At 71.0% G+C, this 23,058-nt stretch carries 22 protein-coding genes and 3 pseudogenes; 15 read left to right on the top strand and 10 right to left on the bottom strand.

Features of this window, described 5'->3' with window-relative positions; translation table 11 throughout:
• Positions 1-77: 77 nt before the first annotated feature.
• From M878_RS81970 to M878_RS81955, 4 genes are read left to right on the top strand one after another with little or no spacing between them, the layout of a single operon-like run.
• Positions 78-1,064, top strand: coding sequence for a hypothetical protein (locus M878_RS81970; protein ID WP_023551667.1), 987 nt, complete (start codon positions 78-80; stop codon positions 1,062-1,064).
• Positions 1,049-2,356, top strand: coding sequence for a sensor histidine kinase (locus tag M878_RS81965; protein WP_023551666.1), 1,308 nt, complete (start codon positions 1,049-1,051; stop codon positions 2,354-2,356). The genes M878_RS81970 and M878_RS81965 overlap by 16 nt, the downstream gene beginning before the upstream one ends.
• A complete protein-coding gene (locus M878_RS81960; protein WP_023551665.1) occupies positions 2,353-3,012 on the top strand; it encodes a response regulator transcription factor in 660 nt (219 codons plus the stop codon). The genes M878_RS81965 and M878_RS81960 overlap by 4 nt, the downstream gene beginning before the upstream one ends.
• Positions 3,013-3,066: 54 nt before the next feature.
• Entirely contained in the window at positions 3,067-4,521 is a 1,455-nt protein-coding gene (locus M878_RS81955; protein ID WP_023551664.1) for a peptidoglycan D,D-transpeptidase FtsI family protein, read from the top strand.
• A gap of 8 nt (positions 4,522-4,529) precedes the next feature.
• Here M878_RS81955 and M878_RS81950 read toward each other — a convergent pair whose 3' ends face one another.
• Complete coding sequence (locus tag M878_RS81950; protein WP_023551663.1) at positions 4,530-5,927, bottom strand: NCS2 family permease; 1,398 nt, start codon at positions 5,925-5,927, stop codon at positions 4,530-4,532.
• Positions 5,928-6,096: 169 nt separating this feature from the next.
• On the opposite strand from M878_RS81950, the pseudogene M878_RS81945 reads away from it, so the two are divergent.
• Positions 6,097-6,273, top strand: a pseudogene (locus tag M878_RS81945) (SigE family RNA polymerase sigma factor); the annotation flags it as partial.
• A gap of 38 nt (positions 6,274-6,311) precedes the next feature.
• A pseudogene (locus M878_RS000000100405) lies at positions 6,312-6,806 on the top strand (hypothetical protein); the annotation flags it as partial.
• A gap of 81 nt (positions 6,807-6,887) precedes the next feature.
• On the opposite strand, the gene M878_RS81935 reads toward M878_RS000000100405, so the two are convergent.
• Positions 6,888-7,685, bottom strand: coding sequence for an HAD family acid phosphatase (locus M878_RS81935; protein WP_023551660.1), 798 nt, complete (start codon positions 7,683-7,685; stop codon positions 6,888-6,890).
• 116 nt (positions 7,686-7,801) lie between these two features.
• Positions 7,802-7,989: pseudogene (locus M878_RS000000100400) on the bottom strand (right-handed parallel beta-helix repeat-containing protein); the annotation flags it as partial.
• On the opposite strand from M878_RS000000100400, the gene M878_RS98560 reads away from it, so the two are divergent.
• Complete coding sequence (locus M878_RS98560) at positions 7,928-8,077, top strand: hypothetical protein (RefSeq protein ID WP_209445577.1); 150 nt, start codon at positions 7,928-7,930, stop codon at positions 8,075-8,077. The pseudogene M878_RS000000100400 and the gene M878_RS98560 overlap by 62 nt on opposite strands.
• Positions 8,078-8,089: 12 nt before the next feature.
• Here the strand turns inward: M878_RS98560 and araD are convergent, their stop codons facing one another.
• The 5 genes from araD to M878_RS000000100395 all read right to left on the bottom strand — a co-directional run bounded on the left by araD (position 8,090) and on the right by M878_RS000000100395 (position 12,378).
• Entirely contained in the window at positions 8,090-9,820 is a 1,731-nt protein-coding gene (araD, locus tag M878_RS81925) for an L-arabinonate dehydratase (protein ID WP_031226504.1), read from the bottom strand.
• Entirely contained in the window at positions 9,808-10,719 is a 912-nt protein-coding gene (locus M878_RS81920) for a dihydrodipicolinate synthase family protein (protein WP_023551657.1), read from the bottom strand. The genes araD and M878_RS81920 overlap by 13 nt, the downstream gene beginning before the upstream one ends.
• On the bottom strand, positions 10,716-11,435 hold the full coding sequence (locus tag M878_RS81915; protein WP_051430138.1) for a GntR family transcriptional regulator: 720 nt from the start codon (positions 11,433-11,435) through the stop codon (positions 10,716-10,718). The genes M878_RS81920 and M878_RS81915 overlap by 4 nt, the downstream gene beginning before the upstream one ends.
• A gap of 204 nt (positions 11,436-11,639) precedes the next feature.
• Positions 11,640-12,221 (bottom strand): TIGR03086 family metal-binding protein, encoded by a 582-nt coding sequence (locus M878_RS81910; RefSeq protein ID WP_023551655.1) that lies wholly within the window; start codon positions 12,219-12,221, stop codon positions 11,640-11,642.
• A gap of 61 nt (positions 12,222-12,282) precedes the next feature.
• Positions 12,283-12,378 carry a hypothetical protein gene (locus M878_RS000000100395; protein WP_245238437.1) on the bottom strand — a complete coding sequence of 32 codons (96 nt, stop codon included), beginning with the start codon at positions 12,376-12,378 and terminating at the stop codon, positions 12,283-12,285.
• A 258-nt stretch (positions 12,379-12,636) separates the two neighbouring features.
• Between M878_RS000000100395 and M878_RS81905 the strand changes: the two genes are divergently transcribed.
• The gene (locus M878_RS81905; protein ID WP_023551654.1) at positions 12,637-13,869 is read left to right on the top strand and encodes an MFS transporter; all 1,233 of its coding nucleotides are present in this window, start codon (positions 12,637-12,639) and stop codon (positions 13,867-13,869) included.
• On the opposite strand, the gene M878_RS81900 is transcribed toward M878_RS81905, so the two are convergent.
• Entirely contained in the window at positions 13,806-14,969 is a 1,164-nt protein-coding gene (locus tag M878_RS81900; RefSeq protein ID WP_023551653.1) for a hypothetical protein, read from the bottom strand. The two genes, M878_RS81905 and M878_RS81900, sit on opposite strands and share 64 nt — an antisense overlap.
• Before the next feature lie 66 nt (positions 14,970-15,035).
• Complete coding sequence (locus M878_RS81895) at positions 15,036-15,977, bottom strand: 5-dehydro-4-deoxyglucarate dehydratase (RefSeq protein ID WP_031226501.1); 942 nt, start codon at positions 15,975-15,977, stop codon at positions 15,036-15,038.
• A 224-nt stretch (positions 15,978-16,201) separates the two neighbouring features.
• Here M878_RS81895 and M878_RS81890 point away from each other — a divergent pair, with 224 nt between their 5' ends.
• The 7 genes from M878_RS81890 to M878_RS81860 form a co-directional block, all read left to right on the top strand.
• Complete coding sequence (locus M878_RS81890; protein ID WP_023551651.1) at positions 16,202-17,011, top strand: NAD-dependent epimerase/dehydratase family protein; 810 nt, start codon at positions 16,202-16,204, stop codon at positions 17,009-17,011.
• 398 nt (positions 17,012-17,409) lie between these two features.
• Entirely contained in the window at positions 17,410-18,180 is a 771-nt protein-coding gene (locus tag M878_RS81885; RefSeq protein WP_031226498.1) for a DeoR/GlpR family DNA-binding transcription regulator, read from the top strand.
• 78 nt (positions 18,181-18,258) lie between these two features.
• Positions 18,259-19,626, top strand: coding sequence for an ABC transporter substrate-binding protein (locus M878_RS81880; protein WP_031226492.1), 1,368 nt, complete (start codon positions 18,259-18,261; stop codon positions 19,624-19,626).
• Positions 19,623-20,558, top strand: a complete 936-nt coding sequence (locus M878_RS81875) for a carbohydrate ABC transporter permease (protein ID WP_023551648.1) — start codon at positions 19,623-19,625, stop codon at positions 20,556-20,558. The genes M878_RS81880 and M878_RS81875 overlap by 4 nt, the downstream gene beginning before the upstream one ends.
• Positions 20,555-21,400, top strand: coding sequence for a carbohydrate ABC transporter permease (locus tag M878_RS81870; protein WP_023551647.1), 846 nt, complete (start codon positions 20,555-20,557; stop codon positions 21,398-21,400). The genes M878_RS81875 and M878_RS81870 overlap by 4 nt, the downstream gene beginning before the upstream one ends.
• A complete protein-coding gene (locus M878_RS81865) occupies positions 21,397-22,386 on the top strand; it encodes a zinc-dependent alcohol dehydrogenase family protein (protein ID WP_023551646.1) in 990 nt (329 codons plus the stop codon). Before M878_RS81870 ends, M878_RS81865 begins: the two co-directional genes overlap by 4 nt.
• Before the next feature lie 111 nt (positions 22,387-22,497).
• On the top strand, positions 22,498-23,058 hold a 561-nt coding region (locus tag M878_RS81860), incomplete at its 3' end, for a TerD family protein (protein WP_023551645.1).

The raw sequence follows: 23,058 nt of genomic DNA, 5'->3' as shown, positions 1-23,058 counted from the left end.
CGTCTCCCCCGTCCGGCGGAGGCGGATCGTCGGTGGGCAGGAAGTGAACTCCCGGCTCCGCGCGGGAGCGTTGAGGCATGACGCACTCGACCGCTCTCGCCCCGGCCGCCGCCGGCGTCTCCGCACGGCGCCGGCTGCTGCGCCTCGTGGCCGTCGCCGCCTGCCTGCCGTATCTCTCCCTCAAGGTCGCCTGGATCGCCGGGAGTCACGCCGGGATCCCGGACGGGAGCCCGTTGCTGGCGCACCGGGTGACCATGATCGTCGCCAATGGGCTCACCGTGCTGATGGACGCGGCCGTCGTCGTGCTGGCGCTGCTGCTGACCCGTCCGTGGGGGCGGCGGGTGCCCGCCTGGCTGCTGGCCGTGCCGATGTGGATCGCCACCGGTCTGCTCGCGCCGATCATGGCCGGATTCCCGGTGCAGTTGGTGCTCCACGCCGTCCACGGGGACGGCGGGGACGGCGGCGGGGACAAGCCGTTCCTGGCCGGTTGGGTGTTCGACGTGGTGTACGGCGGGTTCATCGTGCAGGGTCTGGCCCTCGGGGCGCTGTTCGCCGCGTACGCCCGTGACCGGTGGGGGCACCTGTGGCGGGGACGGGTGCGGGAGATGGCGCGGAGCGGCACCTCGGCCGGCGGGTGGGGACCGGCGGTGACGGTGACGGCGCTCGCGCTGTTCCCGGCCGGCACCAGACTGCTGTGGGCCTGCGGCGGCACGGCGGGGCTGAGCCCGGGCCACCCCGGAGGCCGGCTGATGGACACGCTGATGGCCGTCTCCCTGGCCGCCGCCGTACTCGGCGTCTGGCAGCTCGCGCTGCCCCGCGCCGGTGCGCTGCCGGTCGCCGTGCCGCTCGCCCTGGCCTTGACCGGCTCCGGCGCGGCCGCCTGCTGGGGCGCCTGGATGGCTCTCGGCGCCCTCGTCACCGCGCCGGACGCCGCCGATCGTCCGACACCGGTGCTGACTCTCACCTACGCTGGGCAGGTGATCACCGGCTTGCTCGTGGCTGCCCTCGCCACCCGCTTCTTCGCGGACCGATCCGTCAAGGACCCACGGTGCGCGAGGCGTTGAGGCTGCTCTTCGGCGGGCGGGCGCGACGCCGGTGGGTGCATCTGATCCTCGGCGGCGCGCTCGCCATGCCGTACGTCCTGGTCGGCTCGCTGATCGTCGGGCCGCTCACCGGAGTGAACGACGTCTTCCAGTCCCTGCCCCTCCAACTCGGGTCGTTCGCCGTCGGGTTGCCGATCGCCACCGCCACCTCGCTGTTCCCGCTGACCCGGCCGCTGGAGTCCGCCGCCGTGCGCGCCCTGTGCGGGATCGACGGGGACGCCCTCGCCCACGGCCCGGCCGGCACCCGGGCCGAACGGGCCCGTACGGCCGCCTGGTTCACGCTGCATCTCGGATTCGGCGGGATCATCGCGGGGATGTCGCTGGCGGTGCCCCCGTTCGCGGTCGCCCTGATGGTGCTGCCCCTGTTCGCCGGGCTGCGCCACTCCCCGCTCGCCCTGCCCGGAGTCCTGGGCCACGGCTGGGCGTTGGCGCTCAGCCCGGTCGCGGGACTGGCCATACTGCTCGCGCTCGCCACGTGTGCCGCGGGCTGCGGAGCCCTGCTGGCCCGCTGGGCACCGGCGCTGCTCGGACCCACCCCCGAGGACCGGCTGGCCGCCGCCGAGGCCCGCGCCGCCGACCTCGCCGTACGCAACCGGCTCGCCCGCGAGCTGCACGACTCCGTCGGCCATGCCCTGAGCGCCGTCACCCTCCAGGCGAGCGCGGCCCGCCGGGTCCTCGGCAGCGACCCGGAGTTCGTCCGCGAGGCGCTCGCCGCCATCGAGGAGACCACCCGGCGCACCGTCGGCGAACTGGATGCCGTGCTGGGCGTGTTGCGCGACGGGGACGCGCCGGGCACCGCACCCGCGCCGACCCTCGCGACCGACCTGGACGGGCTGCTGCGCCGTACCCGGGCCGCCGGGCAGCCCGTGACGGCCACCGTCGCCACCGACCCCGCGGCGCTGCCCCCGCTGGTCTCCCGGGAGGCCTACCGGATCGTGCAGGAGGGCCTGAGCAACGCCCTGAAGCACGCCGGCACACCGGTCGCGGTCCGTATCGCCACCGCGGACGGGCATCTGGAGATCACCGTCGAGAACGTCCTGGGCACCGCCCGGGTGCCGCGCCCCGGCGGCGGGCACGGCCTGCGGGGCGTCGCCGACCGAGTGCGGCTGCTGGGCGGCACGGCTCAGGCGGGCCCGTCGGGGGACGCCTGGCGTCTGTCCGTACGGCTGCCCCTGACCACGCCCAGGACGACCGCCCCGCCCGCGACCGCGGCCGACGCACGTCCCCGACCGCTCCCGAAAGGCTCCGCATGACCCAGCTCGCCCTCCGGATCGTCCTCGCCGACGACGAGCGCATGGTCCGCACGGCCCTGCGCGCCATCCTCTCCGCCGAACCGGACCTGGAGGTGGCCGGCGAGGCGACGACCGGCGCCGAGGCCGTGTCGGTGGTCCGGGAGCTGCGGCCCGACGTCGTGCTCATGGACGTCCGCATGCCGGAGATCGACGGCATCCGGGCCACCGAACAGATCGTCGGCACCCTGGAGCACCCGCCGCGGATCGTGGTCGTGACCACCTTCGAGAACGACTCCTACGTGTACGACGCGCTGCGTGCCGGCGCCGCCGGCTTCCTGCTGAAGCGGGCCGACGCCGACACCCTGGTGCAGGCGGTAAGGCTGGTGGCGCGCACCGACAGCCTGCTCTTCCCGTCGGCCGTACGCGCTCTCGCGGCCGAACACGCGCGCCGGACCGCCCCGTCCGCGCCCTGGGTCAGCAAGCTCACCGGACGCGAGCGCGATGTGCTGCGGCACATGGCCGACGGACTGACCAACGCCGAGATCGCCCGCCGCCTGGACGTGGGCCCCGCGACCGTGAAGTCGCACGTGGCGGCCGTCCTCGCGAAGACCGGCGCCCGGGACCGCACCCAGGCGGTGATCGCCGCGTACGAGGCCGGTTTCCTGAACGCACGATGAGAAAACGGGGCGTACGGGAACGATCAGGCCCCTCTCGAACGTCTTTCCAGCGGGATGAACAAGACGATCAGGCGGGCGTCCGTCTTCGCGCTGCTGCTCGTGCTCGCTCTGCTGGTCAGGGCGACCTGGGTGCAGTTCTACGACGGCAAGGCCCTGGCGGACGACAACGACAACCGGCGGAACGCGATCCAGACGTACTCGCAGCCGCTCGGGAACATCATCGTGGCCGGAAACGCGGTCACCGGCTCCACGCGGACGACAGGGAGCGACCTCGCGTACAAGCGGACGTACACGGACGGCAGGCTCTACGCCGCGGTGACGGGCTACGCCTCGCAGGCCTATGCCCCCACCCAGCTGGAGGGCGTCTACAAGGAACTGCTGAACGGCACGGACAACCGGCTGAAGAACGTGATGGACACGCTCACCGGCAAGCGCTCCGGCCCGGGCAACGTCCTCACCACGATCGACCCGGACGTACAGAAGGCTGCCTATCGCGCGCTCGGCGACAAGAAGGGCGCGGCCGTCGCGATCGACCCGAAGACCGGCAAGCTCCTCGCGGTGGTGTCCACGCCGTCGTACGACCCGTCCTCGCTCACCGACGCCAACACCGCCGGGAGCGCCTGGAAGCAGCTCAACGCGGACAAGGACAAGCCGCTCACCAACCGCGCGCTGCGCCAGCCGCTGCCGCCGGGTTCGACGTTCAAGCTGGTCGTGGCGGCGGCCGCACTGGAGAACGGGCTGTACAAGAACGTGGACGACCCCACCGACAGCCCCGACCCGTACATCATGCCGGGTACGACGCGCCCGCTGGAGAACGAGAACAGGTCGGCGCCGTGCAAGAACGCCTCGATCCGCACGGCCCTGCGGTACTCCTGCAACAACGTCTTCGGCCATATGGCCGTCCAGCTCGGCCAGGACAAGGTGAAGGCCATGGCCGAGAAGTTCGGCTTCAACAACGACCAGCAGGACGTGCCGGTGCGGGCCTACGCCAGCGTGTACCCCTCCGGCATGGACAAGGCGCAGACCGCGCTGTCGGGCATCGGCCAGTTCGACGTCACGGCGACCCCGCTGCAGATGGCCATGGTGTCCGCGGCCATAGCCAACGGCGGCAAGCTGGTCTCGCCGCATATGGTGTCGCAGATCACCGACAGTGGCGGTGATGTGCTGCAGAACTACGACGACAGCACGGACAGCAAGGAGATCGTCAGCTCCTCCACCGCCGAGCAGCTCCAGTCGGCGATGGAGACGGTGGTCAAGGACGGCACGGGCACGAACGCGCTGATCGACGGGGCCACCGTCGGCGGCAAGACCGGCACCGCCCAGCACGGCGAGAACAACAGCAAGACGCCGTACGCCTGGTTCACGTCCTTCGCCAAGTCCGGCAGCAACGGCAAGGAGGTCGCCGTGGCGGTGATGGTGGAACAGTCGGACGCGGCGCGGTCGGAGGTCAGCGGCAACGGCTTGGCGGCGCCGGTGGCCAAGGCGATGATGCAAGCGGCACTGAAGTAGGCGGCCCCTCACTTCACCCCGAGAGCCTGCTCCACCGGGTCGATCGCGAAGTACACGAGGAACAGCACCGAGACCCCCCACAACAGCCAGTCGACGTCCCGCGCCTTCCCCAGCACCGTCTTGATGAGCGCGTAGGACACGAACCCGGCGCCGATGCCATCGGTGATGGAGTACGTGAACGGCATCACCGCGATGGTCACGAACGCCGGGATGGCGATCTCGTACCGGTCCCAGTCGATGTGCTTGACGTGGGCCATCATCAGGAAGCCGACGGCGATCAGCGCGGGCGCCGCCGCCTGGAGCGGGACGATGGTGAGCAGCGGGGTGAGGAAGAGGGCGAGGCCGAACAGGCCGCCGGTGACGAGGTTGGCGAGGCCGGTGCGGGCGCCCTCGCCGACGCCGGCCGCGGACTCGATATAGGCGGTGTTGGAGGAGGCGGAGCCGAGCCCGCCGGCGACGGCCGCGGCGCCGTCGATGAACAGCACGCGGCCGATGCCGGGCACCTGCCCCTTCTCGTCCAGCAGCCCGGCCTCCGCGCTGATGCCGACGATCGTGCCCATGGCGTCGAAGAAGTCGGACAGGATCAGAGTGAAGACCAGCAGGACGGCGGTGAGGACGCCGGCCTTGGCGAAGCCGCCGAACAGGCTGAAGTGACCGATGAGCCCGAAGTCCGGTGCGGCCACGATCTTGTCGGGCACCTTGGGCGTGGTCAGGCCCCAGCTCTTGATGCCGGCGACGGCGTTGATGACGATCGCGACGACGGTCATCGTCACGATGCTGATGAGGATCGCGCCCTTCACCTTCCGCGCGAGCAGCGCGATGGTGAGGAGCACGCCGAGACAGAACACGAGCACGGGCCAGCCGGTGAGCCGTCCGACGGCGCCCAGCTGCACGGGCACGGTGGTGTTCGCGGCGTCGGGGACACGGCTGACGAATCCGGCGTCGACGAAGCCGATGAACGCGATGAACAGGCCGATGCCGACGCCGATGGCCTGCTTCAGCTGATGCGGGATCGCGTTCATGATCGCTTTTCGGAGCCCGGTGAGCACCAGCAGACAGATGATCAGGCCCTCCAGGACCACCAGACCCATCGCGTCGGGCCAGCTCATCAGTGGTGCCAGCTGGAAGGCGACGACGGCGTTGAGGCCGAGGCCGGCGGCGATCGCGAGCGGGAGATTGCCGCCGACGCCCATGACGATCGTCATCACACAGGCCACCAGCGCGGTGGCGGTGACCAGTTGGCCGGTGTCGAGGGAGTGTCCGTACTTGTCCTTGGCGCTGCCCAGGATGATCGGATTCAGGACAAGGATGTAGGCCATGGTGAAGAACGTGGCGACGCCGCCGCGTATCTCCCGGCCAACCGTGGATCCCCGCTCGGATATCCTGAAATACCGGTCCACTGACATGGTCTCACTCCTCGTCATCTGATGATCGGCGGGCGGATGCTGGCTGGATTGTTCCCTTGTCGAACCCGTTTCAGGTCACCTGCGTGTTACGGATTCGGGTTCGGTCAGCCATACGTTGTCCGACTCCCCGTACAGACACTCGCAGAGCTGCACCGAGAAGAGGTCACTCGTGGGCACAGTCGTCGACGACGCCGCCTCCGTGGAATTCCCCGCCTTCTTCGAACAGCACCACGCCGAACTCGCCTGTCTGGCCCACCTGTTGACCGGTGAGGCGGACACCGCCGACGACTTGGCGGCGGACGCACTGCCGGCACTGTGGCACCGCTGGGACCGGGTGCACGCGGCGATGGCCGCCCGGGGCGGCGAGAGCGGAGGAAGGAACCGATGAGGCGGCAGGGCGTGCACGACGAGCTGCGCGCCCGGCTGCACGAGGCAGCCGAGGCCCACGAACCCGACCGCGCGCGCATCCTGGCCCGCGTGGAACGCGGCATGGCCGCGCCACCGTCCCGGCCCGGCCACGGAGCCACGCGTCGACCGGTGTGGCTGGGTGCGGGTCGTCGGCGCCACCGCGGCGGTGGCCGGGGTACTCGCGGTCGCCGGGTACGCGGTGGCCTCCGCGGTCCGCGGCGACCAGCCGGCCCAGCAGACGGTCGCGGCCTCCCCGACGCCCACCCCGTCGCCGGCCGCGACGACACCACCGCCGGCGCACACGGCCGCACCGGCACCCAGCACCGGCGCAACGCGCCGTCCCGCACCCCGAGTTCCCCACCGCCCGGGACACCGCTGAGCTCCGCACGGCCGCCCGTGGCACATGGCGGCCAGGACGGACCGCTGTGGTCCGACGGCCCGGTGGACCCGCACAGCAACGCCTTCTGGGCAACTCGGACGGCGGCTCAGGGCCCGACCGTCTTCCGGCCCCCGCTCAGGGCCTACGGATGACGGCCGGGCCCCGCCGGGTCGTCAGGAGACGAAGTACGTCGGGTTCGGGATCTTGTACGTGCGGTCGGCGTAGCCGCCATTGAGGTCCGAGTACTGGTCGCCGAAGTTGGCGATGATCTCGTACCCGAGGTCGTCCTCGATGTGCTGGCGGGTGCCGGACTTGTACTGGACGGTCGTGCAGTTCCAGGTGCCCGGGGTGGCGCAGTCGCTCAGGTAGGCCGGCGGGTTGGCCTTGTCCTTGAGGAACATGTGGTCGGCGTCGAGGTTCACATCGGCGCCGACCTTCTTCAGGTTGGCGACGGCGGCGGCGCGCTGCGCCTCCGACAGACCCGAGTTGTAGAAGACCTCGACGCCCTTGGACTCGGCGTACCGCACCAGCTCGGGACTGCCGAAGACGGCAGGCCGGTCGGCGCGGTTCACGTAGTCGTTCCACGTGGTGGGGTTGTACGTGTAGTTGTAGCGCTTCTCGTAGTCGAGGCTGAGCAGCAGCGTGTCGTCGATGTCGAACATGACGGCCGGCTTCTCGCCGTGACGGTGCGCTTTGCGGGCCGCCTTGTCGATATACCGCTTGGCGTCGGCGTCGAGCTGCGTCAGGTCCTTGGCGTACGGGCTGTCCGGGGACGCCTGGTAGACGCCGTTGCCGTCGGCGGTCGTGCCGTAGTAGGTGTCAATGTCCTTCACCAACTGCCCCATGTTGTAGGGCTCGTGGGTGGAGTTCGCCGTCGACTGCCCGGCGGTGGCCGCGCCCGCGCTGTACAGCGCGACGCCGGCAAGAGCGCAGGCGGCACCGGCGGCGACGACTCTGTGGGACTTCCGCATGGATTCTCCGGATCTGGTGGATGAGAGTGATGTACCAGGTCAGAGACTGTCTACGCGCATAACACCGGTGTCTGCGAGTGCTGTTATCCGATTGATACGCTTTTTGACACAGGCGGTCAGTTCATCGTCGCGCCGATCGTTGCGCTTCCCGTCGTCAGGAACGTCGTGGCCGGCAGGGAGCCGTCCGGTTTGCGGCGTTGTACGTCGTGGTCGCGTCCGTGGAGACGAAGGACGGGGCGGAGATGCCGGAGTCCCAGTTGCTGCCGGCCGACATCACGTTCGAGCCCTTGCTGGCCAGGCCGCTGTACGTGGGCGACCGTGACACCGTTGCCAGAAGACGACAGCACGCCTCGCCAGAGATCGGCAACGACCGCCGCAGGAAAGACAGTTGACGTGTCCGCGATTCAGCCCGCGTACGGGTCCGGCACCTTGCCGGGCCGGGCGAGGAACTCGAAGTCGCAGCCGGTGTCGGCCTGGGTGATCTGCCCGTTGTAGAGGACGCCGTAGCCACGTTCGTGCCGGGCGGACGGGGGCGTCCACCGGGACCTGCGCAGGGCCAACTCAGCGTCGTCCACGTGGAGATGGAGGCTGCGGGCGTCGATGTCCAGGGTGATGAGATCCCCGGTCCGGACGAGCGCCAGCGGGCCGCCGACGTACGACTCCGGGGCCACGTGCAGCACACAGGCACCGTAACTCGTGCCGCTCATCCGGGCGTCGGAGATCCGGACCATGTCCCGCACGCCCTGCTGCAGCAGGTGGTCCGGGATGGGGAGCATGCCGTACTCGGGCATGCCGGGGCCGCCCTTGGGCCCGGCGCCCCGCAGCACCAGCACGCTGTCGGCCGTGATGCCGAGCGCGGGGTCGTTGATGGTGCGCTGCATGGTCTTGTAGTCGTCGAAGACGACGGCCGGGCCGGTGTGCTTGAGCAGGCGGGGCTCGGCGGCGATGTGCTTGATGACTGCGCCGTCCGGGCAGAGGTTTCCGCGCAGCACCGCGACCCCGCCCTCGCTCGCGACCGGGTTGTCGCGGGGGCGGATGACGTCGTCGTCGTGCACCCGCGCGCCGTCCAGCTGCTCGCGCAGGGTATCGTACGACACCGTCGGCCGGTCCAGATGGAGCAGGTCGGTGATCCGGGACAGGAAGCCGGGCAGGCCGCCCGCGAAGTGGAAGTCCTCCATCAGGTACCGCTGTCCGCCGGGGCGGACATTGGCGAGGACGGGCACGGTCCGGGCGATGCGGTCGAAGTCGTCCAGGGTGAGCCGCACGCCGGCGCGGCCCGCCATGGCGATCAGATGGATCACGGCGTTGGTGGAGCCGCCGAGGCCGAGGACGGTGGTGACGGCGTCCGTGAAGGCCTCGCGGGTGAGGATATCGCTCAACTTCCGGTCCCTGCAGACCAGTTCGACGATCGCCAGGCCCGCCTTGGCGGCCATCCGGTCGTGTCCCGAGTCGACCGCCGGGATGCTGGACGCGCCCGGCACGGTCACGCCGAGCGCCTCGGCGGCGGCCGTCAGCGTGGACGCCGTACCCATGGTCATGCAGTGGCCGGGCGAGCGGGCCAGGCCGCTCTCCAGCCCGGCCATCTCGCAGTCGCCGACGAGGCCCGCGCGCTTGTCGTCCCAGTACTTCCACATGTCGGTGCCGGAGCCGAGCACCTCGCCGCGCCAGTGGCCCGGCAGCATGGGCCCGGCCGGCACGAAGACGGTGGGCAGGTCCACGGAGGCGGCGCCCATGAGCAGCGCCGGGGTCGACTTATCGCAGCCGCCCATCAGCACCGCGCCGTCGACGGGGTAGGACCGCAGCAGTTCCTCGGTCTCCATCGCGAGGAGGTTGCGGTAGAGCATCGGGGTCGGCTTCTGGAAGGTCTCGCTGAGGGTGGAGACCGGGAACTCCAGCGGGAAGCCGCCCGCCTGCCACACCCCGCGCTTCACGGCCTGGGCGCGGTCGCGCAGGTGGACATGGCAGGGGTTGATGTCCGACCAGGTGTTGAGGATCGCGACGACCGGCTTGCCTGCGTGCTCCTCGGGGAGATAGCCGAGCTGGCGGGTGCGGGCGCGGTGGCTGAAGGAGCGCAGGCCGTCGGTGCCGTACCACTGATGGCTTCTGAGTTCCTCCGGGCGCTTCATATCGACCATCCGGTGGCGATGGCGGCGACCTCGGCGCGCTCGTCCTCGGGCAGCGGCCGGCTAGGCGGGCGGACGTCGCGGCGGCACAGGCCGAGCGCGGCGAGGGCTTCCTTGACGACGGTGACGTTGTTGGCGGAGCCGTGGGCGGCGCGGAGTTCCTCGAAGCGGCGGATCTGCTCCCACACCTTCATGGCGGCCGGGTAGTCGCCGGATCGAAGCGCTTCCGCCATGTTCAGCGAGACGGCGGGGGCGACGTTCGCGAGCCCGGAGGTGAAGCCGGTGGCGCCCGCCGAGAAGTAGGACGGGGCGTACGGCTCGGCGAGACCGGCGACCCAGACGAAGCGGTCGAGGCCGGCGTCGCGGGCGAAGGCGGCGAAGCGGGCGGCGTCGGGCACGGCGTATTTGACCCCGATGACGTTGGGGCAGTGGCCGGCGAGTTCGGCGAGCCGGGCGCCGGGCAGCCGGGCGTCGCGGATGTAGGGCACCACTCCCAGCTCGGGCACGGACTCGGCGATGGCGCGGTGGTAGTCGACCCAGCCGGCCGCCGAGACATACGGGTGCACGGGCTGGTGGACCATGACCATCGGGGCACCGAGGTCGCGGGCGTGCCGGGCGGAGGCGATGGCGGTGGGCAGGTCGTGGCCGACGCCGACGAGGATCACCGAGCGGTCACCGGCCTCGTCCATCGTCAACTCGGTGACCAGGCCGCGCTCTTCGGGGGTGAGCGCGTAGAACTCGCCGGTGTTGCCGTTCGGAGCGAGGGTCCGGATCCCGCCGCCGAGCAGGCGACGCAGCAGGGCCCGGTGGGCGCCGGTGTCGACGGAGCCGTCCGCGGCGAAGGGTGTCACCGGGATGGCCACCACATCGGCCAGGGCCGTCCGTTGGGTCTCGAACGTCACGCTGCTCATCGATGACCCTTCTCCGCGTGGGGGACTGCGCCCTCGGGGTCCTTGGCGTTCCCGGCGGCCTCGGTTGCCTCGGCGACCTCGGTGGCCGAGGGGAAAGCCCGCTGCACGAAGGACGCGATGTGGGCGTGCAGGGCGAGGGCGGCGCCGTCGGCGTCGCCGTCGAGTGCGAGCCGCAGGATCTCCCGGTGCTCGGCGGCCTCCCGCTCCCAGGAGGGGTCGGCGGCCCAGGCGACGGCGGAGACCAGGGCGGCCTGGTCACGGACCTCGTCGAGCATCCGGCCGAGCAGCGGGTTGCCGCAGGGCAGGTACAGGGAGCGGTGAAACTCCCGGTTGGCGAGGGAGCGTTCGGCGGTGTCGGTGGCGGCGTCGGCCCGGGTCAGCGCGTCGCGCGCGTCAGCCAGGGACGCGCCTCGCCTGACGGCCCTTCTCAGCGCCTCGGGCTCCAGCAGCAGCCGTACGTCGTAGACCTCGCGCGCCATGTCCGCGTCCACCATGCGCACCGTGACGCCCTTGTACTGGCTCATCACGACGAGCCCGGTCCCTGCGAGGGTCTTCAGCGCCTCCCGCACCGGAGTCTTGGACACCCCGAACTGCGCGGCCAGCTCCGTCTCGACCAGGGCCTGACCTGGCGTCAACTGCCCAGTCAGGATGCGGTGTTTGATGGCGTCCAGCACGAACTGTGTGCGGGACGGGATCGGGGTGGGCACAGGGGTCATGCGGCCCTCTCGGATCTCACATATCGCGTCTCATATATGACGTACGAAGTACGACGCGTTGAAGGTAGGAGGGGGCCCGCCTTTGGTCAATGCTTCTGACAAAGGAAGTGAGTTTCGGGCGGACCCGCGTACAGAGCGGAGATCCACATCGCGGTGATACGCGGGCCCGTGTGCCGTCGCAACGCGGCGAAGGTGGAAGCTGTCCTAAGGGCGCCACCCCGGATCCCGGCCGCTCAGGCCGACCGCCCGGTCCAGCAGGGGCGCGTTCTCCGGGACCGGGACGACCGGGCCGAAGAGGCCGTTGCCTCGGTTCGGGTCGTCTGCCGCGGCCTGGAGGAAGACGAGAGCCGAGTCGAGGGCGACGGGGTCGGGGGCGTAGGGCAGGCCGGTGGCGCGGGCCAAGTCCCAGCCGTGGATGACCAGTTCGTCGGCGACGACGGCGCCGGCGACCTCGCCCGGCAGATCCACGCCGCCCGCGCGGGTCATCCCGGTCCAGGCCTCCGGGGCGCGCCAGGCGTCGGCGAGTTCGTCGAGGGCCTTGGGCAGTTCCTCGCGCCAGCCGGGGCCGATGTCCGGGACGGCGGCGGTCGGGTTGGTGTCGGTCGTCGTACCGAGGTCCTTGCGGGCGGCGTCACGGAACGCCACGGACAGCATCTGGATATGGCCCAGCAGGTTCCGCACCGCGCACTCCGGACACGGGGTGGGGCCGGTCAGCCGGTCGTCGGTCACGGACTCGGCGAGCCGCGCCACGATCCGGGTCTGCGGGCCGAGGTCGACCATGGTCATGTCTCACTCCTTGACGGTTGCGCTCCTCGTACGAAGGACTGACCGGCCGGCCCGCCGAAACTCATCGGTGCCGCGCAGCCGAACGAGGAGTCGGGGCGAACGGGATGACCGGATGACCCTTGAGGTGGTGCACGACGTCCCCCGCGGTGTGCGGCAGCCGGCCGACGCCGATCCGGGCCCAGGAGTCCGGGCCGGCGCCGGTGCGGTTCCGGGATGAGGGACATGAGGAGGACGTGGACGGGACCGGTCAGGATCGGCGCGAGGTAGCGGGTGGCGCCGACAGCAGGTCGGGGCCGGAGCACGCCCCAGGGGCATTACTGACAGGTTCCGACGGATCGCCGCCGTCAGGGGCAGGACCCGCGTAAGGCACCTTGCCGATCCGACCGGGCCCGCCTTAGACCCACGATGAGCAGGCATGACGACTTCCTGGACGCTGCTGCGCGTGCTGCGGGACCGCAACGCGGGGCTGTATCTCACGAGCCTGGTGGTGTCGGCCTTCGGTACCTCCTCGCTGTCACTGGCGGCGGGCGTGTGGGTCAAGGACCTCACCGGGTCCGACGGCCTGCCCGCCCTGTGCTTCGTCGCCGCGTGGGCGCCCACCCTGGCGGGTCCGGCGCTGGGCACGCTCGCCGACCGCGTGCGCCGCAAACCCCTCCTCATCGTCCTGAACCTGGCTCTGGCCGCCGTACTCCCGACACTCTTCACCGTCCACTCGCCCGGCGGACTGTGGCTGCTGTTCACCGTCCTGCTCCTGTACGGCACGGTCGGCGTGGTCGGGGACGCCGCCGAGTCGGCCCTGGTCACCTCCGCCGTCCCGGGCGACCTCCGCGGCGACTTCAACGGGCTGCGGATGACCGTCACCGAGGGCATGAAGCTCGTCGCTCCGCTGACCGGGGCAGGCCTGTACGCGGCCTTCGGCGGACCGGCGGTCGCCGGTCTGGACGCGGTCACCTTCGTGCTCGCCGCCGGACTGTGCGCCCTGCTGCGGGTGCACGAGGAGCGGCCCGACCGGTCCGGCGGCGGCTGGCGGAAGCAGACCGCCGAGGGCGTCCGGCATCTGTGGGGTCACCCCGGGCTGCGCCCACTGGTCCAAGCCGGGGGTACGACGATGCTCCTCGCCTCGCTGAGCAGCACGACGGTGTACGCCGTGGTGGACCGCCTCGGTCACTCCCCCGCCTATACCGGCGTGCTGTACGCCTTTCAGGGCACCGGTTCGGTGACGGCCGGGCTCGTCTCCGGGGTCGCGCTACGGCGGCTGGGCGGGCGCCGGTTCGGGGCGGTGGGGATCGCGCTGACGGCGGTCGCGGTGGCCGCGCGGGCGGTGCCGTCGGACGCGGTGGCCCTCGCGTCCGCCGTGGCGATCGGTCTGGGCCTGCCCTGTGTGCTCGTCGCGACGTTCACCGCCGTCCAGCAGCAGACGCCCGGCCCGCTGCTGGGCCGGGCGACGGCCACCGCGAACACTCTGGTCTTCATGCCCAACGTCATCGGACTGACCGTCGGGGCGGGCCTGATCGAACTGGCCTCACCGGCGCTGCTGTTGCCGCTCTACGGCCTCGCGCTGCTCCTGGCGGCCACCGCGCTCGCTCAGCGCGCCGACAGCGCCTCACGTACCGCTGCCAGATCCGGGTCCGACGCCAACCCGGCGTGATAGAGCCGCAGTTCCGTCGCGCCCTGCGCACGCGCGCGTGCCGCGTCCGCCGCGAGCGTGCCGGGGCTGCCGCCCATCCCGGAGACCACGGTGAAGTTGGCGGCCAGCACCGTGTCCTCCCGGGCGTGTTCGGCGAAGGGCGCCAGCAGGGCCGTACCGCCCGCGCAGGGCACCACCACGCCGTCGGCGGCGGAGAGGACGCGGGCGGGGTCGACGCCGACGTTGGCTCCGCAGTGGTAGGAGACCGGGTCGGCGTGCAGCAGTACCTGGAAGCCGGCCGGTGCGGTGGCGCGTACGGCGGCGACGGCCTCCTCCTGGAGGGTGCCGGCGGTTTCCTCGCGCCACGCGCGCGTGCGGGCCGCCGTCTCCTCGCCGAGCAGCTTCGCGGCCGTCGGCCAGCCCTCGTCGCCCGCCGCGCCCCGCCACAGCGGCTCCAGCGCGGCCCGGACGGCCGCGGCCAACTCATCGGCGTCCAGGTCCTGTTCGCCGTACCCGACGCGGCAGGACGGGCAGAAGCACAGGGACATCAGGTACTGCCCGGCCTCGCCGAGACCGACGCCGGAGATCTTGTCGTGGGCGTGCAGATGCGCGAGTCCGTACCAGCCGAGGGACTCCAGCTCGGTGCCGTGCGCACCGGGCCGTACGGCGGCCTCGGCGGCCAGGTCGACCAGGTACGCGCGCGTGGCGGGCTGCACGATGCAGGGCGCCCAGGGGTAGTGGTCGCCGTAGGCGTTGACGACCGAGGTGTGCGGATGTTCGGCGCCGAGGCGGGAGTTGTGGGCGAGGACGGCCCAGGTGTGCACCTCCAGACCGGCCGCCGCGAGGGCCCGCGCGGCCTCGCCGTAGGCGTCGCCCGGGGCCCAGCGCCCGGCGGGGCAGGGTCTCAGGCCCCGGCCCGCCCAGCGCTCGCCCGGAGGGTAGAGGACGGCCGCGTACTCGGCGGTGACGATGCGGTGGCGGGGGTGGCGCGGGGTCAGGGCGCGGGTGGAGTGGTAGGCGGCGGCGAGCGTCACCTGCTCCACACCGAGCCCGGCGATCCGCGCCGGGGCCTCCGGGTCCCCGTTGACGTCCCAGGGATAGACGAACGCCGACGCCTTCACGTGTGCTCCCTCCCGCCGTACGGACACTCGCTCACACGCCGTCCTCAGCGACGTACAGACGCTGGCTCACGCGTCCTCCTCCAGCAGTGCGTATCCCCGCTCGATCAGCTGGGCGAGCTGTTTGACGTGGTCCTCCGCCGGCTCGTCCAGCGGGGGCCTGACCTCGCCGACGTCCAGGCCGCGCAGCCGTACGCCCGCCTTGACGAGCGAGACGGCGTAGCCGCGGCCCTGGGCGCGCAGCTCCACGAACGGGCGGTAGAAGCCGTCCAGGAGGCGCCGCACGGTCGCCGTGTCGCCGGAGGTCAGGGCCCGGTGGTAGGCGAGGGCGAGCTCGGGGGCGAAGCAGAAGACGGCCGAGGAGTACAGCGTGACGCCGAGGGCGTGGTAGGCGAGCTGGGTCTGCTCGGCGGTGGGCAGGCCGTTGAAGTACAGGAAGTCGCCGGGGACTTCGGTGCGTACGGCACTGATGATCCGCTGCATCAGGTCGAGGTCGCCGAGGCCGTCCTTGAGGCCGGCGATCCCGTCGGTGCGGGCGAGTGCGACCACCGTCTGCGGGGTGAATACGGCGTTGTCGCGCTGGTAGACGATGACCGGCAGCGCGGTGGCCGCGGCGATCTCCCGGTAGTGCCGCAGCAGGCCCTCCTGGCCGGCGAGGACGAGGTAGGGCGGCATGACGAGGAGGCCGTCGGCGCCGGCCGCCTCGGCCAGACGCGCGTAGCGGACGGCGAGCGCGGTGCCGTATCCGGCGCCCGCGACGACCGGTACGCGTCCGTCGGATGCTTCGACGGCCACCCGGACGCAGGCCTCGAACTCCTCCGGCAGCAGCGCGTGGAACTCCCCGGTGCCGCAGCAGGCGAACACGGCGGCCGCACCGGCGGCGACGCCCTGGCGGACATGGGTGCGGTAGACGTCGAGATCGAGCGAGCCGTCGGGGCCGTAGGCCGTGACGGGGAAGAAGAGCGGCCCGCGCGGATCGCGGAGCCGTTCGGTGAGAGGGGCTGGCGTCACGGGCTCTCCCTTGAGACACACCGGTGCATGCTTCTGATCCACGTCCATATCCCTGAACGCATCCACGCTACGGGGCCCCCTTACGACGGGTCAAGCAGCCGAATCCGCATCTCGGGAGCGAATTCACGCACGCCACGCCACACTTGACGGTGCACGACAACCATCCTTAGCTTGTCCATAAATGTGAATGCCGTGCACAATGTCGTACCCAAGGAGAACCGAGGATGCCCGCTCCCCGCACCGTTCTGCTCACCGGCGCCGCCGGCGGGCTCGGCACCCTGATGCGGTCCCTGCTGCCGGGGTACGGCTACACACTGCGCCTGTTCGATGTGCGCCCCGTCGACGGCGAGCCGGACGCGATCACCGCCGACCTCGGTGACGAGGCGGCGCTGCGCGAGGCCGTGCGGGGCGTGGACGCGGTCCTGCACCTCGCGGGCATCTCTCTGGAAGCCCCCTTCGGGAAGATCCTGAAGTCCAACATCGAAGGCACCTACAACCTCTACGAGGCCGCCCGCCAGGAGGGCGTCCCGCGGATCGTCTTCGCCTCCTCCAACCACGCCGTCGGCTACACCCCGGCCCCGCGCGCGGGCCAGCCGCTGATCCCGGTCGACACCCCGCACCGCCCGGACACCTTCTACGGCCTGTCCAAGTCCTTCGGCGAGGACCTCGCCCAGCTGTACTGGGACAGGCACGGCCTGGAGACCGTGTCCGTGCGCATCGGCTCCTGCTTCCCGGAGCCGACGAGCGTGCGCATGCTTTCGGTGTGGATGAGCCCGGCCGACGGCGCCCGTCTCTTCCACGCGGCCCTGACCGCCGAGCGGGTCGGCCACACCGTCGTCTACGGCTCCTCCGCCAACACCCGGCTGTGGTGGGACCTGACCAGCGCGCGGGCGCTCGGCTACGCGCCGCAGGACGACTCGGAGCCGTACGCCGAGAAGCTGATCGCCGAGCAGGGCGAGCTGGACCCGGAGAACCCGGCGCACAGCCACCTCGGCGGGCACTTCGTGAACGATCCGCCGATCTGGCCGTACTGAACCGCTGAGAGCCCGTACGGAACCGCTGAGAGCCCGTACGGACACGCGGAACCCGCTGAGGGCTCGGGCGGCTCACTGACCCTCGACCAGCACCCCTCGACACCCCGGGGCGAAACCCCGGGCGGCCAGAAGTAGACCCCGGGGCGGCGGAAAACGCATCCCCACACGCGCGGGCGGGCACCGAACGGGCCCGCCCGCGGCCGCATCCGGGCATCCGGAGCGCCCGCTCTCACCCCGCCCCGCACGACCCCGCAGGTCCGCGGCGGGCACCCCGCCCCGCAAACGGACACAGGCGGGCAGGATCGGGCTCACAATAGGCCTGGTAAGCGCCGCGCGCCCCCGGTAGAACTTCCCCCAAGAGCCCGAACGGGCAGCTCCACGGGAAGGTGGGTGACGACATGAGCGAGCGGACGGCGGAAGAACGCCAGCGTGCGATCGTGCTGGCCGCGCGTGCGACCGGCTCGGTCGACGTCACCGCGCTGGCCGCCCAGCTCGGCGTGGCCAAGGAGACCATCCGGCGCGATCTGCGGGCCCTGGAGGACCACGGCCTGGTCCGTCGTACGCACGGCGGCGCCTATCCGGTGGAGAGCGCCGGCTTCGAGACGACGCTCGCCTTCCGGGCCACCAGCCATGTCCCCGAGAAGCGCAGGATCGCGGCCGCCGCGGCCGAGCTGCTCGGGGACGCCGAGACGGTCTTCGTGGACGAGGGCTTCACCCCGCAGCTCATCGCCGAGGCCCTGCCGACCGACCGGCCGCTGACCGTGGTCACCGCGTCCTTGCCGGTAGCGGGCTCCCTCGCCGAGGCCGAGAACATGTCGGTCCTGCTCCTCGGCGGGCGGGTGCGGGCCGGCACGCTGGCCACCGTCGACCACTGGACGACGAAGATGCTCTCGGGTTTCGTCGTCGACCTCGCCTTCATCGGTGCCAACGGCATCTCCCGTGAGCACGGCCTGACCACGCCCGACCCCGCGGTCAGCGAGGTCAAGGCGCAGGCGATGCGGGCCGCCCGGCGTACCGTCTTCGCGGGCGTGCACACCAAGTTCGGCGCGGTCAGTTTCTGCCGGTTCGCCGACATCAGCGCCTTGGAGGCGATCGTGACGAGCACCCAGCTCCCGGCCGCCGAGGCCCACCGCTACTCCCTGCTGGGCCCGCAGGTCATCCGGGTCTGACTGGCCGGCCCGTCCGCTTCGACGGGCACCCCCAGCGACAAAATGTCCATTATGTTCATATAAGTCCAGGAGCGATCCATGCGAACCCAGAGCCGACGGAGGCCGCGAGTCACGCTCGCCATGGCCGCCGCAGGGACGCTGCTCGCCCCGCTGCTCTCCGGCTGCTGGGTCGGTGCAGGCGGGACCGGTTCCGGCGGCAAATCCATCAACGTGCTGATGGTCAACAACCCCCAGATGACCGAGCTGCAGAAACTCGCCCCCCGCTTCACCCAAGAGACCGGCATCAAGGTCAACTTCACGGTGCTGCCCGAGAACGACGTCCGCGACAAGATCAGCCAGGACTTCGCCAACCAGGCCGGCCAGTACGACGTGGCGACGTTGAGCAACTACGAGATACCCATCTACGCCCGCAACGGCTGGCTGCACGAGATGAACTCGTACGTCGCCAAGGACCCCGCATACGACGAGCAGGACGTCCTGGCACCCATGCGCCAGTCCCTGACCGCCGCCGACGGCAAGCTCTACGGCCAGCCGTTCTACGGCGAGTCGTCGTTCCTGATGTACCGCAAGGACGTGTTCGCGGCGAAGGGCCTCACCATGCCGGCCCACCCCACCTGGCAGCAGGTCGCCGACCTCGCCGCACGCGCGGACGGCGCCCAGCCCGGTATGAAGGGCATCTGCCTGCGCGGCCTGCCCGGCTGGGGCGAGTTGATGGCGCCGCTGACCACGGTGGTGAACACCTTCGGCGGCACCTGGTTCGACAAGAACTGGAAGGCCCACCTCGACTCCCCCGAGTTCGAGAAGGCGACCAAGTTCTATGTCGACCTGGTCCGGGGGCACGGCGAGTCCGGCGCCGCCCAGTCCGGCTTCGCCGAGTGCCTCAACGACATGACCCAGGGCAAGGTCGCCATGTGGTACGACGCCACCTCCGCGGCCGGACTGCTGGAGGCGCAGGGCTCTCCCGTCAAGGGCAAGCTCGGTTACGCCCCAGCGCCCGTCGAGAAGACCCCGGCCTCCGGCTGGCTCTACACCTGGGCCTGGGGCATCCAGAAGGCCTCCCGAAATCCTGACCAGGCCTGGAAATTCGTGTCCTGGGCGTCCAGCAAGGAGTACGAGCAGCTGGTCGGCCGGACCAGCGGCTGGTCGAACGTCCCGGCGGGCAAGCGGGCCTCGACGTACACGAACGCCGACTACCGCAAGACGGCGGCCGCCTTCCAGGACATGACGAAGCAGGCCATCGAGAGCGCCCGGCCGGGCGACCCCGGTGTGCAGCCGCGCCCCGCGCCCGGCATCCAGTTCGTCGACATCCCCGAGTTCACCGACCTCGGCACCAAGGTCTCCCAGGAGATCAGTGCGGCCATCGCCGGACGCCAGTCCGTCGACTCGGCCCTGAAGAACTCCCAGCAACTCGCCGAGAAGATCTCCAAGGAGTACGAGGGACGATGACCGCGACGACAGCCCCCTATGCGGCAACACCGCTACGCGCCACGCGGCAGCCCTCCGCCCGTCTGCGCGCCTGGGCCACCCGGGCCCCCCTCCTGCCCGCCCTCGTCTTCATGATCATCGTGACCCAGCTGCCGTTCGTGGCCACGCTGGTGATTTCCTTCTTCCACTGGAATTCCCTCTACCCGAAGGCCCGCCACTTCGCCGGCTTCGACAACTACCGCGAGGTGCTGACCGACCCGGACCTGCGCCACTCGGTGTGGACGACCGTGCTGCTCACGGTGACGGTGGTGCTGGTCAGCCTGGTCCTGGGCCTGGCGCTGGCACTGCTCCTGGATCACAGGTTCGCCGGCCGGGGCGTCGTACGCACCCTGCTCATCGCTCCGTTCCTGGTGGTGCCGGTGGCCGCGGCCCTGCTCTGGAAGCACGTGCTCTTCAATCCCGAATACGGCCTGCTGAACGGCCTGTTGCACTACGTCGGCGGGCCACAGCCCGACTGGATCTCCAACACACCGCTCATGGCGGTCGAGGCCGCCCTGGTGTGGCAGTGGACGCCGTTCATGATGCTGATCCTGCTCGCCGGTCTGCAGAGCCGTGACCCCGAGCAGATGGAGGCCGCGCGGGTGGACGGCGCCAGCGAATGGCAGGTCTTCCGCTATCTGACCCTCCCGCACCTGCGCCGCTATCTCGAACTCGGCGCCCTGCTGGGCTCGATCTACATCGTCCAGAACTTCGACGCCGTCTTCACGATCACGTCCGGCGGCCTGGGCACCGCGAACCTGCCGTACACCGTCTACCAGACCTTCTACCAGGCCCATGAGAACGGCCTCGCCTCGGCCGCCGGCGTCCTGGTGGTCATCGGCTCCATCATCATCGCGACCTTCGCCCTGCGCGTGGTGTCGTCCCTCTTCCGCGAGGAGGTGTCCCGCGCATGAGCGGCATCGCCGTAACTCTCAAGAAGCACCGGGGCCTGAGCATCGGCCTGCTGGCCTGGCTGGTCGGCATCGTCTTCTTCCTGCCCATCGCCTGGATGGCGCTGACGTCCTTCCACTCCGAGGCGGACGCGGCGACCAACCCGCCCTCCTTCGCCGCGTCGCTGACCCTCGACGGCTACCGCCAGTTCTTCGGCGCGGGCGGCGGCGCGAGCCCCTGGCCGGCGCTGATCAACTCGGCGGTCGCGTCGGTGTTCTCGACGGTCTGCGTGCTGCTCCTCGCCCTGCCGGCGGCGTACGCGCTGTCGATCCGGCGCGTGAAGAAGTGGACGGACGTCCTGTTCTTCTTCCTGTCCACGAAGATGCTGCCCGTCGTCGCCGGTCTGCTGCCGATCTACCTGTTCGCGAAGAACACCGGGATGCTGGACAACATCTGGTACCTGGTCATCCTCTACACCTCCATGAACCTGCCGATCGCGGTGTGGATGATGCAGTCCTTCCTCGCCGAGGTCCCGGTGGCGGTGATCGAGGCGGCGCAGATCGACGGTGCCCGGCTGCCGACGATCCTCGCGCGCGTGGTCGCCCCCATCGCCCTGCCCGGGATCGCCGCGACCGGCCTGATCTGCTTCATCTTCAGCTGGAACGAGCTGTTGTTCGCCCGAGTCCTCACGGGCGTGGTCGCCGAGACCGCCCCCGTCTTCCTGACCGGCTTCATCACCAGCCAGGGCCTGTTCCTGGCCAAGGTGTGCGCCGCGTCGCTCGTCGTCTCCCTGCCGGTGCTCGCCGCGGGGTTCGCCGCCCAGGACAAGCTGGTCCAGGGCCTGTCGTTGGGAGCTGTGAAATGAAGGCCGCCGTCATCGAGTCCGTGGGCCGCGCCGTCGTCAGCGAGGTGCCGGACCCGACGCCGGGCCCCCGCGAGGTCGTCGTGGAAGTGGCCGCCTGCGGCCTGTGCGGCACCGATCTGCACATCCTCCAGGGCGAGTTCGCGCCCAAGCTGCCGATCGTCCCGGGACACGAGTTCGCGGGCGAGGTGGTCGGGGTCGGCACCCAGGTCACCGAGGTCGCGGTCGGCGACCGAGTGGCCGTCGATCCCTCCCTGTACTGCTACGAGTGCCGATACTGCCGCGACGGCCACAACAACATGTGCGAGCGATGGGGCGCGATCGGCGTGACGACGGCGGGCGGTGCGGCACAGTACGCCGTCGCCCCCGTGGCGAACTGCGTGAAGCTGCCCGAGCACGTGCGCACCGAGGACGCGGCCCTCGTGGAACCCCTGTCCTGCGCGGTACGCGGCTACGACGTCCTGCAGTCCCGCCTCGGCGCCCACGTGCTGATCTACGGCTCCGGGACCATGGGCCTGATGATGCTGGAGCTGGCCAAGCGGACCGGCGCGGCGAGCGTGGACATGGTCGACATCAACCCGGCCCGGCTGGAGACCGCCCGGGGGCTCGGCGTCTCGGGCGCGGCGGGCAGCGCGGACGAGCTGGACCGGCCGCGGGGCTGGGACGTGGTCGTGGACGCGACCGGCAACGCGAAAGCGATCCAGGACGGCCTGGAGCGGGTGGCGAAGGCGGGTACGTTCCTGCAGTTCGGGGTGGCCGACTACGCGACGCGGGTGACGATCGACCCCTACCGGATCTACAACCAGGAGATCACGATCACGGGATCGATGGCGGTCCTGCACAGCTTCGAACGGGCGGCGGAACTGTTCGCGAACGGGGTCCTGGACCCGGAGGTCTTCATCAGCGACCGGATCCCGCTGGAGCGGTACCCGCAGGCGCTGGAGCAGTTCGCGGCCGGGGTGGGCCGCAAGATCGTGGTCGTGCCCTGAGCAGGGCTCGGCCGGGACCCTGAGGCGGCTTGGGGTAAGCACCCTGAGCTGAATGGGGGTTGGGTAAGGGAACGGTAAAGCGGTGTCGTTCGTTCACCCGGCATGACAGCTATGACCCCTGGCTCGAACATCCCTCTCCCGGCCGTGCGCGTGACGGTGGACGTCGCCGCTCCGGTTCGGCTCGACGTGTCGGGCCTGCTGCTCACCGCCGGCGGCAAGGTGCGCTCGGACGACGACTTCATCTTCTACAACCAGCCGACGGGACCGGGCGTGGCCTACACGTCCGGCGGCGGTGCCGTGCCGGACGCGATCACGGTCGACACCGCCGCCGTCCCGCCGGACATCGAGAAGATCGTGGTCACCGCGAGCCCGGACGCGGCCGGCCAGACCTTCCAGGGCATCGAGCCGACGGCCACGATCCGCGACGCGGACGCCGGCGCCGTGCTGGCCACGTTCACCCCGCCCCAGCTCGGCGCGGAGACGGCACTGGTCGTCGTGGAGATCTACCGCCGGGGCGGCGCCTGGAAGGCCCGCGCGGTGGGCCAGGGGTATGCCGACGGCCTGGGCGGCATCGCGACGGACTTCGGAGTGACGGTGGAGGAGCCGGCCGCAGCGCCCGCCGCCCCGCCGCAGCCGGCGGCTCCGCCGACGCCCACCGTGCAGACCCCGGTC

The organism is Streptomyces roseochromogenus subsp. oscitans DS 12.976, assembly GCF_000497445.1.
GTDB classification, from domain to species: domain Bacteria; phylum Actinomycetota; class Actinomycetes; order Streptomycetales; family Streptomycetaceae; genus Streptomyces; species Streptomyces oscitans.
This window is presented reverse-complemented; position numbering and strand designations above follow the sequence as displayed.

Excerpts from the sequence above, each read along its gene's own strand:
- M878_RS81865 (WP_023551646.1), top strand. The coding sequence starts at position 21,397 with ATGAAGGCCGCCGTCATCGAGTCCGTGGGCCGCGCCGTCGTCAGCGAG.
- M878_RS98560 (WP_209445577.1), top strand. The coding sequence starts at position 7,928 with ATGCCGGAGTCCCAGTTGCTGCCGGCCGACATCACGTTCGAGCCCTTG.
- M878_RS81935 (WP_023551660.1), bottom strand. The coding sequence starts at position 7,685 with ATGCGGAAGTCCCACAGAGTCGTCGCCGCCGGTGCCGCCTGCGCTCTT.
- araD (WP_031226504.1), bottom strand. The coding sequence starts at position 9,820 with ATGGTCGATATGAAGCGCCCGGAGGAACTCAGAAGCCATCAGTGGTAC.
- M878_RS81915 (WP_051430138.1), bottom strand. The coding sequence starts at position 11,435 with ATGACCCCTGTGCCCACCCCGATCCCGTCCCGCACACAGTTCGTGCTG.
- M878_RS81955 (WP_023551664.1), top strand. The coding sequence starts at position 3,067 with ATGAACAAGACGATCAGGCGGGCGTCCGTCTTCGCGCTGCTGCTCGTG.
- M878_RS81875 (WP_023551648.1), top strand. The coding sequence starts at position 19,623 with ATGACCGCGACGACAGCCCCCTATGCGGCAACACCGCTACGCGCCACG.
- M878_RS81880 (WP_031226492.1), top strand. The coding sequence starts at position 18,259 with ATGCGAACCCAGAGCCGACGGAGGCCGCGAGTCACGCTCGCCATGGCC.
- M878_RS81905 (WP_023551654.1), top strand. The coding sequence starts at position 12,637 with ATGACGACTTCCTGGACGCTGCTGCGCGTGCTGCGGGACCGCAACGCG.
- M878_RS81970 (WP_023551667.1), top strand. The coding sequence starts at position 78 with ATGACGCACTCGACCGCTCTCGCCCCGGCCGCCGCCGGCGTCTCCGCA.
- M878_RS81890 (WP_023551651.1), top strand. The coding sequence starts at position 16,202 with ATGCCCGCTCCCCGCACCGTTCTGCTCACCGGCGCCGCCGGCGGGCTC.
- M878_RS81870 (WP_023551647.1), top strand. The coding sequence starts at position 20,555 with ATGAGCGGCATCGCCGTAACTCTCAAGAAGCACCGGGGCCTGAGCATC.
- M878_RS81920 (WP_023551657.1), bottom strand. The coding sequence starts at position 10,719 with ATGAGCAGCGTGACGTTCGAGACCCAACGGACGGCCCTGGCCGATGTG.
- M878_RS81960 (WP_023551665.1), top strand. The coding sequence starts at position 2,353 with ATGACCCAGCTCGCCCTCCGGATCGTCCTCGCCGACGACGAGCGCATG.
- M878_RS81910 (WP_023551655.1), bottom strand. The coding sequence starts at position 12,221 with ATGACCATGGTCGACCTCGGCCCGCAGACCCGGATCGTGGCGCGGCTC.
- M878_RS81950 (WP_023551663.1), bottom strand. The coding sequence starts at position 5,927 with ATGTCAGTGGACCGGTATTTCAGGATATCCGAGCGGGGATCCACGGTT.
- M878_RS81885 (WP_031226498.1), top strand. The coding sequence starts at position 17,410 with ATGAGCGAGCGGACGGCGGAAGAACGCCAGCGTGCGATCGTGCTGGCC.